The organism is Mesorhizobium sp. GW821-FHT07A06, assembly GCF_059419085.1.
In genome coordinates this window covers 582,140-595,661 of the sequence record NZ_JBWKRC010000001.1, presented here as the reverse complement: position 1 = coordinate 595,661, position 13,522 = coordinate 582,140, and the positions used below count along the sequence as shown (strand labels likewise).

At 65.0% G+C, this 13,522-nt stretch carries 14 protein-coding genes and 1 pseudogene; 3 read left to right on the top strand and 12 right to left on the bottom strand.

The genetic code is table 11. The annotated features are described in order from the left end of the window. The first annotated feature begins 47 nt into the window (after positions 1-47). Entirely contained in the window at positions 48-1,073 is a 1,026-nt protein-coding gene (locus AC07SZ_RS02920; protein WP_494913162.1) for a LysR substrate-binding domain-containing protein, read from the top strand. Here AC07SZ_RS02920 and AC07SZ_RS02915 read toward each other — a convergent pair. Next, complete coding sequence (locus AC07SZ_RS02915) at positions 1,026-1,661, bottom strand: hypothetical protein (protein ID WP_494913161.1); 636 nt, start codon at positions 1,659-1,661, stop codon at positions 1,026-1,028. The genes AC07SZ_RS02920 and AC07SZ_RS02915 overlap by 48 nt on opposite strands. A 77-nt stretch (positions 1,662-1,738) precedes the next feature. On the opposite strand from AC07SZ_RS02915, the gene AC07SZ_RS02910 reads away from it, so the two are divergent. Further along, on the top strand, positions 1,739-1,972 hold the full coding sequence (locus AC07SZ_RS02910; protein WP_056562870.1) for a DUF2093 domain-containing protein: 234 nt from the start codon (positions 1,739-1,741) through the stop codon (positions 1,970-1,972). Between the two features lie 110 nt (positions 1,973-2,082). On the opposite strand, the gene lpxK is transcribed toward AC07SZ_RS02910, so the two are convergent. From lpxK to epmA, 7 genes are all read right to left on the bottom strand, one after another. Continuing rightward, the gene (lpxK, locus tag AC07SZ_RS02905) at positions 2,083-3,108 is read right to left on the bottom strand and encodes a tetraacyldisaccharide 4'-kinase (RefSeq protein ID WP_494913160.1); all 1,026 of its coding nucleotides are present in this window, start codon (positions 3,106-3,108) and stop codon (positions 2,083-2,085) included. Between the two features lies 1 nt (position 3,109). Then, positions 3,110-4,426, bottom strand: a complete 1,317-nt coding sequence (gene waaA, locus AC07SZ_RS02900; RefSeq protein WP_056562876.1) for a lipid IV(A) 3-deoxy-D-manno-octulosonic acid transferase — start codon at positions 4,424-4,426, stop codon at positions 3,110-3,112. Continuing rightward, positions 4,423-5,214: a lysophospholipid acyltransferase family protein gene (locus AC07SZ_RS02895; RefSeq protein ID WP_056562879.1), complete on the bottom strand. Its 792-nt coding sequence runs from the start codon at positions 5,212-5,214 to the stop codon at positions 4,423-4,425. Before AC07SZ_RS02895 ends, waaA begins: the two co-directional genes overlap by 4 nt. Before the next feature lie 5 nt (positions 5,215-5,219). Then, positions 5,220-5,465, bottom strand: a complete 246-nt coding sequence (locus AC07SZ_RS02890; RefSeq protein WP_494913159.1) for a DUF4170 domain-containing protein — start codon at positions 5,463-5,465, stop codon at positions 5,220-5,222. A gap of 76 nt (positions 5,466-5,541) precedes the next feature. After that, positions 5,542-6,357, bottom strand: coding sequence for a 3'(2'),5'-bisphosphate nucleotidase CysQ (locus AC07SZ_RS02885; RefSeq protein ID WP_494913158.1), 816 nt, complete (start codon positions 6,355-6,357; stop codon positions 5,542-5,544). Continuing rightward, positions 6,344-7,687 (bottom strand): TldD/PmbA family protein, encoded by a 1,344-nt coding sequence (locus tag AC07SZ_RS02880; RefSeq protein ID WP_056562887.1) that lies wholly within the window; start codon positions 7,685-7,687, stop codon positions 6,344-6,346. The genes AC07SZ_RS02885 and AC07SZ_RS02880 overlap by 14 nt, the downstream gene beginning before the upstream one ends. 163 nt (positions 7,688-7,850) lie before the next feature. After that, entirely contained in the window at positions 7,851-8,897 is a 1,047-nt protein-coding gene (gene epmA, locus AC07SZ_RS02875) for an EF-P lysine aminoacylase EpmA (protein ID WP_056562890.1), read from the bottom strand. Positions 8,898-9,026: 129 nt separating this feature from the next. Here epmA and efp point away from each other — a divergent pair, with 129 nt between their 5' ends. Further along, a complete protein-coding gene (gene efp, locus AC07SZ_RS02870) occupies positions 9,027-9,596 on the top strand; it encodes an elongation factor P (RefSeq protein ID WP_081294698.1) in 570 nt (189 codons plus the stop codon). A gap of 27 nt (positions 9,597-9,623) precedes the next feature. Here efp and AC07SZ_RS02865 read toward each other — a convergent pair. From AC07SZ_RS02865 to AC07SZ_RS02850, 4 genes and pseudogenes are all read right to left on the bottom strand, one after another. Beyond that, positions 9,624-9,813 (bottom strand): annotated as a pseudogene (locus AC07SZ_RS02865) (HNH endonuclease); the annotation flags it as partial. 18 nt (positions 9,814-9,831) lie between these two features. Next, on the bottom strand, positions 9,832-10,695 hold the full coding sequence (locus AC07SZ_RS02860; RefSeq protein ID WP_056562896.1) for a patatin-like phospholipase family protein: 864 nt from the start codon (positions 10,693-10,695) through the stop codon (positions 9,832-9,834). After that, the gene (locus tag AC07SZ_RS02855; RefSeq protein ID WP_494913157.1) at positions 10,692-12,056 is read right to left on the bottom strand and encodes a M16 family metallopeptidase; all 1,365 of its coding nucleotides are present in this window, start codon (positions 12,054-12,056) and stop codon (positions 10,692-10,694) included. The genes AC07SZ_RS02860 and AC07SZ_RS02855 overlap by 4 nt, the downstream gene beginning before the upstream one ends. A 110-nt stretch (positions 12,057-12,166) precedes the next feature. Further along, complete coding sequence (locus AC07SZ_RS02850; protein WP_056562899.1) at positions 12,167-13,519, bottom strand: M16 family metallopeptidase; 1,353 nt, start codon at positions 13,517-13,519, stop codon at positions 12,167-12,169. Positions 13,520-13,522: the final 3 nt, after the last annotated feature.

Genomic DNA, 13,522 nt, shown 5'->3' with positions numbered 1-13,522 from the left:
CTTTCCCGCTTGTTGACAAACGACCAAATCGAGGATCACCTGTGACTATGGATCACAGCTCGGACACAATGGTGCCGCTCGAAACCCTGCGTGCCTTCGATGCGGCGGCGCGTACAGGCAGTTTCTCGGCGGCGGCCGAAAAGCTCAACATCACCCATGGCGCGGTCAGCCGGCAGATCGCCAAGCTCGAGGACTGGCTGGGGCTGAAGGTGTTCGATCGCGGCGCGCGCGGGGTGACGCTGACGATCGAGGGCAACCGGCTGCATCTGCGCACGTCCGAGGCTTTCGCGCTGATATCGACCCATTCCGACCGCTGGGTCGAGCCGCGCGGCACGGCGGTGGTGCGGCTGACCTCGATCCCCTCGGTGAGCGGGCTATGGCTGATGCCACGCATGGCGGCCCTGGAGAACAATCCCACCAAGCTGCGCATCGTGCTCGATGTCGACATCCGCCAGGCCGACCTTGCCGATGAGGGCATCGATCTGTCGATCCGCTGCGGCCGCGGCGGCATTCCGGGCCGCGTCTCGGTGCAGCTTTTCGAGGAGCATGTCTTCCCTGTCGCCTCGCCGGAGCTTGCACGCGAGATCGGCCGCGGCGATCCGGCCCGGCTGCTCAAATTCCCCCTGATCAACGATTCGGACGCCTCAGGCTGGCGCGCCTGGTTCGCGGCACAAGGCATGGATTACCGTCCGCGCCCACAGGACAGGCGCTTCGAGGACTATAATCTGGTGCTGGACGCCGCCGCCTACGGGCTCGGCATCGCTTTGGCACGTCCGCCGCTGACCGGGCATCAGCTGAAATCGGGCCGCATCACCGCGGTCGAAGAGCGCACCGCGCTCAATCCGGTATCCTACTGGCTCGACCGGCCAATGGGACGGCCACGCACGGCCGCGGCCGATCTCGCCCGCCGCATCGCGCGGCAGGCCGGACTGGCGCCCGAGAAGATCGAAGCGTTTATCGAGGCGGAGCGATCGGTCTCCAGGCCGGCCGCCCCATCACCGGTTCGCAACCAACCGGTTCGCAACTCAGCGCAGCAGCAACAGAACGAACCCGAAGATCACGGTTGCCAATAGACCGGTCATGATCGAAACAAAGCCGATCCTCACCAGCAGGCGCTCGGGGTTCGGCGCCGCACCACCGGATTGAATGCCCGGCCTTCGCTGTCCCGCCGGAGCACCCAGGGCGGCGGCATTCTTCGGGACCGGAACCTGCGGTGGAATAAACGACAGCAAGGACACTCCCGCAGCCCTGGCGGGAGCGTTGTCGTTGGCGGTTGCGGTGGGTGGCAAGGCGCCTCGCCGCGTTTCGGTTTGAGGCGCCGCTTTCCTGGCCACGACGGTTGCCAAAGCCGCCTCGTCCCTCGTCTCGATCTGCGCCTGATAGGCCTCAACGATGCCAGCCGACGCAATCTGCTGCGATTTGACGGCCATTGGCGCCGCTGGCATTGCCAACAGGGCCGGAGCCGTACGTTCCGCGAACAGGGACGGTGCCGGGGGCTGGACCAGTTCCCTGACCAGGGCCGTCCTGACCGGATCTGCCTTTGCCAACGGCACGGGTTGCGGCGTCATCGCCTCCTTGAGCAAGGAAGCCAGGCGGGCGGAAGAAATATCCATCATGCCCCCGATCAAAGCGCTTTTCAGCCTCTCGTAGCGCCTCAGCATTGTCCGAGGCTTGTCGCGAGCTTGACCTGGCCGGAGATTTGTGGCGATGAAATCTCCATGAACCTCGGCACCACCGCATGATGAACCGTTTCGAAGGCCCGGGCGGCAAGGAAGCCCGCATCCGCTACCTCGATGGCGATTTCCAGGTCACCAGCCCCGGCTCGTTCGTGCGCTGCGCCGTGACCGGGGAAAACATCCCATTGGACGAGCTGAAATACTGGAGCGTCGCCAGGCAGGAGCCCTACGTCAACGCCGCCGCCTCGCTGCGCCGCGAAATCGAAGTGCATCCGGAGCTGCGCAAGCGAAGCTAGAATGGTTCATCGTTTCACGCCGAACCGTCCCAGCTCTTTGTTTTGACGCAATTCCCAAGGGAAGCGCTACACGCTTCTCCCGGGAAAACCGCTTCACACTTTTCCTTGTTCTAGCCTCTCAGCTTGCGCTGCCGCCAGGCATCGAGCGTTTCCTCGATGATGCGTTCGGGCACGTGGTCGAGCTCGAAAACCGTGTCGATTTCCAGCACGTCGAGACCGTCGAGAAAGCCCTGCGGGGCGCCGTGACGCAACCGGGCGGCGTCCTTGGCGGTGGTGATGAGGCCGAGGCCTTCGGTGCGTGCCGTCGCCGCCAGTTCGGCAAGCTCGTCCTCGGCGTAGAAATGATGGTCCGGAAAGGGCTTTGAAAGAACAACTTCGCCGCCGGCCTCGCGCACCGTGTCGAAGAATTTGTCGGGATGGCCGATGCCGGCGAAGGCCAGGAAGCGCTTGCCGGCAAGCCTTGTCTTGCTGCTGGGCTCCGTATGGGCCTCGAAGATCGGTCGGCCGGCGCGGGCCGCCTGGCGCACCACGGCGTCGGCGGCGGTGCCCTCGCCCATCTTCAGCAGCCCACTGGTGAAGACCAGCTGGTCGACGACCCTGGCCCTGAGCGGGCCGCCCGGAATGACGCGGCCATTGCCGATCCCGTAGCGGGCGTCGACGACGACCAGCGCATAATCGATGTGGATGCGCGCGCTCTGAAACCCGTCATCCATGATCAGGAAATCGCAGCCGTGCCTTTCCAGCAGCAGCCGGGCGCCGGCGGCGCGGTTCGGCGTCACGGCCACAGGCGCGTGTTCGGCCAATAGCAGCGGCTCGTCGCCAACATGCCTGGCGCTGTCATGACTGATATCAACGACATGCGGTTCGGCGAAGGAGCCGCCATGGCCGCGCGACAGGAAACCGGGCTTCAGCCGCATGCGCCTGGCCTGTTCGGCGAGCGCGATGGCGACCGGCGTCTTGCCGGTGCCGCCGACGGTGAAATTGCCGACGCACAGAACCGGCGCCTCGATCTTCTCGCGCCGGGCCCGCCGCATGCCGCGGCCGGCTACGAGCGCATAGACGGCCGACAGCGGCGACAGCGCCAGGACTTTCCAGTCCGGCTCTTCCCACCAGAATGGTGGTGCTTCAGAGGCCACCTTAACGCCCGTTCGCGCCCTTCAGGCGCGACTTGACGACCAGCGGCTGGATATAGGGTTCGAGCGATTTCAGCGTGCGCGCCAGCGCGCCGCGCATCTCATCGACGGTCGCGACCCCTGCCGCCATCATCTCATGGCGCGCCACTTCGTTGGTCAGAAGGAAGTTGACGGCGCCGGCCAGCATGTCTCGATCGCGCACCAGCTTGGCGCCGCCGCTGTCGATCAGCCGCTGATAGGCTTCGCGAAAATTCTGTACATTGCGGCCGGCAAGAACCGCGGTGTCGAGCATGGCCGGTTCGAGGGGATTCTGGCCGCCCTCGGAGGTCAGCGAGCGGCCGACGAAGGCGATCTCGGTCAACCGGAGATAGAGGCCCATCTCGCCGATCGTATCGCCGAGCAGGATATCGGTGTCGGGTCCGATACGATCGCCCTTGCTGCGCCGCGCGATCTTCAGCCCCATGCCCGAAATCTGCGCGGCAAGGGCCTCGGCACGATCGGGATGGCGCGGCACGACGATGGTCAGCAGGCCGTGGTGGCGCTTGTGCAGCGTGGCGTGGACCTCCGCCGCGACCACCTCCTCGCCATCATGGGTCGAGATCGCCGCCCAGGTCGGACGGCCGCCGATCTGCCGCTGCAAGTTGGCCAGCGCCCGTTCGTCGACAGGAGGCGGGTTGGTGTCGACCTTGAGGTTGCCCGACACCGTGACCGGGCGGGCACCCAGCGCGCGGAAACGTTCGCCGTCGACATCCGACTGGGCAACGACATGGGCAAGGTTCTCAAACAGAGCCTCGGCGATGTTGGCGCGCTTTTTCCAGGAGCTGAACGAGCGGTCGGAAAGCCTGCCATTGACCAGCACCTGCGGCACATGGCGCGCGCCAAGCTCGAGGATGGTCATCGGCCAGATTTCCGATTCGGCGATGATCGCCAGGTCCGGCCGCCAGTGATCGAGGAAGCGGCTGACCGCCGGCTTCAGGTCGAGTGGCACATATTGGTGGATGATGCGGTCGCCGAGCCGCTCGTCGGCAACCTGGGCCGATGTCACGGTGCCGGTCGTCAGCACGATGTTGACGCCATAGTCGAGAATGCTTTCGACCAAGGGCACGACGGCTATGGTTTCGCCGACGCTCGCGGCATGGATCCAGATAACAGGCCCTTCGGGGCGAGGACGCCCAGCGACGCCGTAGCGCTCGCGGCGGCGGTTGCGGTCTTCCTTGCCGCGCGAGGTGCGCCAGGCGACATACGGCCCGACCAGCGGATAGGCCGCGGCACCTGCGAAACGGTATGCCCCCAACATGGCACGCGCCCAGCGGCCACTCATCGCCGGCCATCCACGAGACGGTAGGCCTCGGCGGTCGCGGCGTTGAGCGCGGTCGTGATTTCCTGGCGCTTGCGCTCCATTTCGGCGTCATCGGCGTCCGCCGCCACAAAGATCGGCTCGCCGATGGTCACCGCGGAACGGCCGAATGGCAGGTTGATGGTGGTCTTGTCCCAGCTTTTTTCCAGCACCTTGCGGCGGCTGGTGGCAATGGCGACAGGCAGGAGCGGCCGGCCCGAGAGGCGCGCCAGGAGAACGATGCCGAGCCCTGCGTCGCGCGGCGTGCCGTGAGGAATGTCTGCAATCATGGCGACGTTCTTGCCAGCCGTGAGCGACTTTTTGAGGGCGATCAAAGCCTTGGCCCCGCCCTTGTCGAGATGCCTGGCATTGTCACGGCCGCCCGAACCGCGCACCGCCTCGATGCCGAATTTCTCCAGCATCAGTGCGTTGAGCTCGGCATCGGCGCTGCGCGACACCATGGCGACCAGCGGTTTGCGCTTCGGATAATAGGCTGGCGTCAAAAGATGTTGGCCGTGCCACAAAGCGATGATGCCGGGCTCGAATTCGGCGTAGGCACCGCCCGAAAAGCGCGCCGATCCGGCGACCAGCGGGCTGGTCAGGCGAACCAGGCGCACGAACTGGGCAAGCAGGCTGGCAATGGCGTTCTTGACGAATCGCGACTGCGCGAGCGGTTCGCGTATCTTGCGCCAGAAGGTCTTGGTCGTGCGTCTGCCGCCCCTGCCCTTGGGCGCGGCGTCGCTGGCTGGCCCTTTCGCCAGGTCCTGCTCCATCGAAGTCAACCGGCGTCCTTGCTGTCGGGATCCAGCAGGCGGTGCAGATGAACGACGAAATAACGCATATGGGCATTGTCCACGCTGGCTTGCGCCTTGGCTTTCCACGCTGTGTGCGCGGATTGATAGTCTGGATAGATGCCGACAATGTCGAGCCCATCGAGATCGCGGAACTCGGTACCCCCAAGTTTCTTCAGTTCGCCGCCGAACACCAGATGCAAAAGCTGTATCTTACCGTCTTCCGCGGTCATGTCGGTCCTTCACATATTGTGAGTTTGTGACAGGTCTAGACCAAAGCCGCCGACTTTGGAACCTTCGAAAATGCTTTCACGCATCCAGCCCGGCGATGACGTCGACGAGCACCGCCAGCAATTCACCGCTGCCGGCGGCGAGCGCGCCGTGGCGGGTCACCTCCCCGGCATAGAGCGGCGCGCGGCCATTCGGGTCGAGCAATTGGCCGCCGGCCTCGCGCAGGATGAGATCGGCGGCGGCAATGTCCCAGTCATGCGCGTTCGGCTTGACGAAGGTGGCGTCGAGCGTGCCGTTGGCGATCATTGCGAGCCGATAGGCCAGCGACGGGCTGTAGGGCGCCCGTGTCAGCCGCTTCTGCCAGCCGGCCGGCACCAGGTCGATCAACTGCTTCAACCCTGATATCTCGGCCTTGTCGCCAAGCGCGCGCACGGCGATGCGCTTGCCGCTGCGGAACGCGCCCTGGCCGGGCAGCGCCCAGTAGGTTTCGTCCATTGCCGGGCATTCGAGCACGCCGGCGAGCGTGCGGCCCTGCTCGACGACGGCGACGCTGACGCACCAGGTGCGCTGGCCTTCCAGGAAGCCGCGCGTGCCGTCGATCGGATCGACGACGAAGGTGCGGCGCGCCGAAAGCCGCGCCGGATCGTCGACCGTCTCTTCCGACAGCCAGCCATAGTCCGGCCGCGCCGCCAGCAGGGTGCCGCGCAGATAGGCGTCCGCCGCATGGTCGGCTTCGCTGACCGGCGAGGTGCCGCCCTTCATCCAGACTTGCGGGCTGTTGCCGAAGTAGCGCATGGCGATGAGACCCGCTTCGCGGGCAGCATCCTGCAGCAGCGGCAGATCCCCAGCGGCGTCAGAAAGGGCACCGGCGGTGATCGGCTCAGGCTCCGGCAAGGGTCATGCCTTCGATCAGGAGCGTCGGTGCGGCGGTGCCGAAATTGCGGTCGAGGTCATCAGCCGGCACCATGTTGAGGAACATCGTCTTCAGGTTGGAGGCGATGGTGACCTCGGCGACCGGATAGGCCAGTTCGCCATTCTCGATCCAGAAGCCGGAAGCGCCGCGGCTGTACTCGCCTGTCACCATGTCGACACCCTGGCCGAACACCTCGGTGACATAGAAACCGGTCTTGAGCGACTTGATCAGATCCTCGGGCGAGCGCTCGCCCGGCTCGATGGCGAAATTGGTGGAGGACGGCGAAACGGAGGAGCCGCTGCGCGATCCGCGCCCGTTGGTGATCAGTCCCAGTTCGCGCGCCGCCGAAGTCGACAGGAACCAGTGGTTGAGCACGCCCTTGTCGATCATGAGAAGCTTTTCGCCCTCGACGCCTTCGCCGTCGAAGGGACGCGAGGCCTGACCACGCGGCCTGAGCGGCTCGTCGGTGACGGTGATCGCGGATGCGGCTACCTGCTTGCCCATCATGTCGCGCAGGAACGAGGTCTTGCGCGCGACCGAGGCGCCATTGATGGCGCCGGCAATATGGCCGGCGATGCCGCGCGCCACGCGCGGATCGAACACCACGTCGATCGGTCCGGTCGCCGCCTTGCGCGCGCCAAGCCTGCGCACGGCGCGCTCGCCGGCCTTGCGGCCGATATCCGCCGGCGCGTCGAGATCGGCAAAATGCTGGCGCGAGGAGAATTCATAGTCGCGCTCCATGCCAGTGCCTTCGCCGGCGATGACGCTGGCCGAGCGCGAGAAACGCGAGCCGACATAGTGGCCAAGGAACCCGTGCGAGGTGGCCAGCACCAGGCCGCCAAGACCGGCACCGGCGCTGGCGCCGGCCGAATTGGTCACGCCCTTGACGGCAAGTGCTGCCTCATCCGCCGCAAGGGCTGCTTCCTTCAACTGGTCGGCGGACACTTCGGTGGCATCGAACAGGTCGAGATCACGCGTTTGCCTTGCCAGCAGCGCCGGATCGGCCAGCCCCTGATACGGGTCCTCGGGCGAGACTTTCGCCATGGCCACGGCGCGCTCGGCAAGCGCTGCCGGGTCGGACGCAGCGGTGGCCGAGACACTGGCCACCCGCTTGCCGACAAAGACGCGCAGCGCGACATCCTCGCTCTCGGATGATTCCGTGCCCTCGACCTTGCCGAGCCGCACCGAAACACCAGTCGAGCGGCCGCGCACGGCAACCGCGTCGGCGGCATCGGCGCCAGCCTTTTTGGCAGCTTCGACCAGGGCCGCGACACGGTCGGTCAACTTTGCTGCATCAAGCGTATCGGTCATGCCTGTGATCCTGCTGCTACGGCCAGCCCATGGCCGCCGCCCACCATCTATTGTTCCAATCCGGCTTGTGCAATGGCGAAGGCCGGAATCAGTGGATCGATCGCAGGTGTCGGCGCCAGCTTCTTGGCGGGCGGATCAAGGACAAAGCCGGTAGCCGGTCGGTTCACGGCTCGGCCACGGGCGTCCAGATCACATCCTCGATCTTTCGGGCACCGGTCGCCAGCATCGCCAGCCGGTCGAAGCCGAGCGCGATGCCGCTGGCCTGCGGCATGATGGCAAGGGCGGCGAGAAAATCCTCGTCCACCGGGTAACGTTCGCCATAGATGCGCTCCTTCTCGTCCATCTCGAGGATGAAGCGCCGACGCTGTTCTTCAGCATCGGTCAGTTCGCCAAAGCCGTTGGCGAGCTCGACACCGCAGCAATAGAGCTCGAAGCGCTCGGCGACGCGGGCATCGCGCGGGCTCGGCCGGGCCAGCGCCGCCTCGGCGACCGGATACTCACACAGGATGGTCGCGCGCCCCTGCCCCAGGTTGGGCTCGATCTTCTCCACCATCACCCGGCTGAACAGGTCGGCCCAGCTGTCGTCAGGCGCGGTTCGCAGGCCGGTTTTGGTCAAGGCGGCGTAGAGCGCGTGCCGGTCGGTGCCGCCATCAGCGGCGACGGTGGCCAGCAAATCGATGCCGGCATGTCGGGTGAAGGCATCCGCCACCGTCAGCCGTTCGGGCTCGGCGAAGGGATCGCAATCACGGCCCCGGAAGGAAAAGCGCATCGCCCCTGCCCTCGTCGCGGCCAGCGCCAGCAGATCGGCGCAATCGCGCATCAGGCTCTCATAGGTCTCGCCCGCCCGGTACCATTCGAGCATGGTGAATTCGGGATGGTGCAAGGGGCCGCGTTCGCGATTGCGGTAGACCGGACCGAGGCTGAAGATCCTGGGTTCACCGGCGGCGAGCAGCTTCTTGCAGGCGAATTCCGGCGAGGTGTGGAGATAGAGCGGCGCGCGCGCGCCATCCGGGCCGACCGCCTCCGTGGCGAAAGCCGCCAGATGCGCCTCGTTGCCGGGCGAGACCTGCAAGGCCGATGTTTCCACCTCGATGAAATCGTTGCGGGCAAACCAGTCGCGCAGGGCAGCAGTCAGGCCATTGCGCAGCAGCAGGCGCGGGCGGCGATCGGCGTGGACATGCGGCGTCCACCAGGGTGAAGCGGCGGTCATGAGCGGATTGAAGACGTGCTGGTGCGGGCAATGTCAGTTTGCAGCAGGGGCTGGCGGTTCGCGCCAAGATGCGCTACCAGCGCCGCACAAGCCGGCAAACGCCCGTCAACTCTCGCAGGATTTAAAACCGTGGTGAAAGTCATCGCCAGTTCGCTCCGCAAAGGCAATGTCGTCGACAAGGACGGCAAGCTTTATGTGATCCTCTTTGCCGAAAACATCCACCCAGGCAAGGGCACGCCCGTGACGCAGCTCGACATGCGCCGCATCGGCGATGGGGTGAAGGTTTCGGAGCGCTACCGCACCACCGAGCAAGTGGAGCGCGCCTATGTCGAGGAGCGCGAGCACACCTTCCTCTATGCCGACGGCGAAGGCTATCACTTCATGAACCCGGAGACCTACGACCAGGTGGCGGTGACGGAAGCCGTGGTGGGCGACGCGGCCCCCTATCTGCAGGAAGGCATGCCGGTGCAGATCTCGCAGTTCAACGGCATCGCGATCGCCCTTGTGCTGCCGCAGCGCGCCACCTTCGAAGTGGTCGAAACCGAGCCGACGACCAAGGGCCAGACGGCGTCATCGTCCTACAAGCCCGCCGTGCTCTCCAACGGCGTGCGCACCGCCGTGCCGCCGCACATCGCGCCGGGCACCCGCGTGGTGGTGATGACCGCCGATGGGGCTTATGTGGAGCGGGCGAAGGACTGAGGGGTTTGGTGCGTCGGCGAAGCATAACTCTTTGAAACAGTTTTCGCGGTGCCATTGCAGGAAATGAGGATGCGGACGTTCTAGCTGTCGGCGAGGCGGAAGCGCGCGCCCAGTCCTGTTTACGAACCCTTGCACGCTTTCAAGGTCATTGACCTGCCGAGATCAAGATTTCCAAACCATGGGAAAGGCTGATCAATCCACGATCGAACATCCAATGCAGGCGCTCGAAGCCCCCTCACCCAGCCACCCTCTTCCCGCGCTTTCCCTTCCCGCCCCGCGCCTCCACCACCCTCTCAACCTCGCGCTTTAGCTGATCCTTGATATCAGCCGTCTCGCTCATCAATGCGTCGATCTTCAGGAAATCGAGCACGCGGTATTTTGACACTGCCGGGCGGACCAATATGTCGGGGCGGCATTGTTTCAGCTTGTTGGCGATGATCGACTGCATCATCAGCTGCGTGGCGCCGAACATCAGGTCGACGGAGGTGGGCTGCTTGCGGTCGACCTCTTCGGGCGCGCCGACGACGTCGACGCCGATGATGATGTCGGCGTCGTTCTCGATCAGGTCGAATGGCACGGGATTGTAGATGCCGCCATCGATCAGCAGCCTGCCGTCGCGCATCACCGGGCGGAACACGGCGGGAATGGCTGCCGAAGCGGCCAGGGCGGAATGCAGGTCGCCATCCGCGAACACGGCCAGCTTATGGCCGAAGTAATCGGTCGCCGTCACCTTCAGCGGAATTTTCAGCTCGGCGAAGGTTTCGGGAATGGCCTCGGGCAGAAACGCCTTCAGGATACGCTCGACATTGAACTGGCTGACACGGATGCCGTTCTGCATGGCTTCGGCGATCGTGCCCGGACGAGCGCGCCACATACGGCTCGCCACCTCGGCGCGCCGGCCGAGGATCGAGCGGGCGTAGTCATGGATATCCTTGCCGGTCATGCCCGCGGCCATGCCGGCACCCATGATGGCACCGATCGACGAACCGGCGATCGCTACCGGCTTGATACCGAGTTCGTCCAGCACCTCGATGACATGGATATGCGCCAGCCCGCGCGCGCCGCCGCCGCCGAAAGCTATGCCGAAAGTCGGGCTCATCCCTTGCCGGCCCCCGCCAGCGGAGGTCCGACCACCATGATGGTCGGCTCGGCCGTCAGCAGCTTTTTCGCAGCCGCCTTGACCTGGTCGAGCGTCACCGCGTTGATGTAACCGGCGCGGCGCTGCATATAGTCGATGCCGAGATCGTCGAGCTGCAATTCAACCAGCGTCGCGGCGATGGAACTCGATGAGTCCAGATTGTTGATGGCATAGGCGCCGATCAGGTATTTCTTGGTCGCCGCGAGTTCCGCCTCGGTCGGACCGTTCTCGGCCAGTTGCTTGACGACATCGCGCACGATGCCGAGCGTCTCGGCCGCGCGGTCGGAGCGCGTTCCGGTGGTGACAATCAGCGCGTTGGCATGATCCTGGTTGACCAGCGAGGAGTTGACGCCATAGGCCAGCCCGCGCTTTTCGCGCACCTCCTGGAACAGGCGCGACGTGAAGGTGCCGCCGCCGAGGATCTCGTTCATCAGCACCGCCGGGAAGAAATCCGCCGACTTGCGCTTCACGCCGGGCCAGGCGAGTTGCAGCGAGGTCTGCGGCAAGTCGTAATTGACTTCCAGATGCTGCGCCAATTTGGGCTCGATATCGGCGACAGGCGCGAGCGCCTGGTTCTGTGGCAGGTCGCCGAACACCATGTCGAGCTTCTTCTTCAGCGTTTCGGCGTCGATGGCGCCCACGACGGCGATATGAAGGCCGCTGCGGGCGAACACCGCCTTGTGCAGGGTCTTCAGATCATCCTGAGTGATGGCCGCTATGCTCTTCCTGGTACCCTGGTCCGAGCGCGAATAGGGGTGGTCGCCATAGACGGCACGCGCCCATTTGTTCTGCGCCACCGTGTCGGGGTCGTTCTCGTTGGCGATGATGCCGGACAGGATCTGGGCGCGGATGCGATCGATCGGCGCCTGGTCGAAGCGCGGCTCGTTGACCGCCAGCCGCAGCAGGTCGAACGCCTCGTCGCGCTGCTCGGCCAGCATGCGCATCGAACCATAGATGCCGTCGCGGCTCTCGTCGAAGCTCATCTCGGCTCCGGCATCGTCGAGCTTGATCTGGAAGGCTTCCGAATCGAGCGGGCCGGCACCCTCGTCGAACAGGCCGGTCATCAGATTGGCCAGACCTTCCTTGCCCGGCGGGTCCTGTGTCGAGCCGCCACCGAAGACCAGGCGGACGGCAACGATCGGTACCGAATAATCCTCCACCAGCCAGGCCGTGACACCCTTCGACGAGGTGACGGACTGGATTTCCATGGCGCGGGCCGCAAGCGCCGGCAGGACCAGGAAGAGGATGGTGAGGAGCAGAGTGACCAGCGGAACGCCGATATGCATTGGCGACGATGTAGCAAGGTCGGCGCCGCCCCTCATCTGCCTGCCGGCATCCTCTCCCGGCAAACGGTCGGACGGACGCTCCAAGCGACGATTTCGCCAATCACCGGCTTTTGCGGTGCCAACGTCCATGAGGATCGAGTTCATCATCAATTCCCCGCCTGTTGCTGCGGCAAGAGATAGCCTGACGTCGAGCGAGCCAGCACCAGGTAGCGTGCGGCGACGGCCTTGACCTCGTCGGCCGTGACCTTTCGGATACGGTCCGGCCATTGCTGGACATCCTGCACATTGCCGCCGGTGGCGAGCGTCGAGCCATACATTTCGGCCATGGAGTCCTGTTTGTCGCGGGTAAAGACCATCGACCTGATATAGCGGTCCTTGGCCTTTTCAAGCTCATCGGGTGTGACGCCGTCGCTGGCGATGCGCGCCACCTCGGCATCGACCGCGGCCTCGACGTCGGCCAGCTTGGCGTCGCCGCGCGGCGCGCCAAAGACGGTGAAATTGGTGTCGTCGAGCATGGTGCCCTGGAAATACGCACCAGCATTGGACGCGATGCCCTGCTTGACCACAAGCGCCTGGTAGAGCCGGCTGCGGTTGCCGCCGCCGAGGATTTCGGCAAGCAGGTCAAGCGCCTCGGCCTCCCCCGGCTTGGCGGTGTGGTAGGATGGCACCACCCATTGCGTCGAGAAGCTCGGCACGCTGACGCGGGCGTCGGAGAGCGTGACGGTGCGCTTGGTGTTCTGCTCCGGCTCGACCGGGCGGACGCGCGGCGGCAGGTCCGGGCCGCGCGCCACCTTGCCATAGGTCTTCTCGGCCAGCGCCTTCACCGTCTCCGGTTCGACATCGCCGGCCACGATCAGCACGGCATTGTTTGGCCGGTAGTACTTGTCATAAAAGGCGGTGGCGTCGGTTCGGTTCAGCTGTTCCATCTCCTGCATCCAGCCGATGACCGGAATGCGATAGGGCTGGTTCTGCCACAGCGTGGCATCGACTTCCTCGTCGAGCACCGCCTGCGGATTGTTGTCGATGCGCGAACGGCGCTCCTCGAGGATGACATCGCGCTCGGTCTTGATGACATCATCCGTGAGGATGAGGTTGCGCATCCGGTCCGCCTCGAAGCCCATCATCTGCTCGAGCGCCGATGGCGCCACCGTCTCGTGGAAAGCGGTGTAGTCGTAGGAGGTGAAGGCGTTGTTGGAGCCGCCAATGTCGGAGACGGCGCGGTCGAACTCGCCGGCCGCGTGATTTGTCGTCGCCTTGAACATCAGATGTTCGAAGAAATGGGCGATGCCGGACTTGCCCGGCGGCTCGTCGGCGCTGCCGATCTTGTACCACACCATATGAGTGACGATCGGCGCGCGATGGTCGGGAATGACGACCACTTCCATGCCGTTGTCGAGCAGGAAGTCGGTGACCGTGCCATCATCGGCTGCAAGGGCGGGGCTGATCAGCGCCAGAGCGGTCGTCAGCAGCATTGCGCGCAGCCATTCAGGACGTTTCATCGA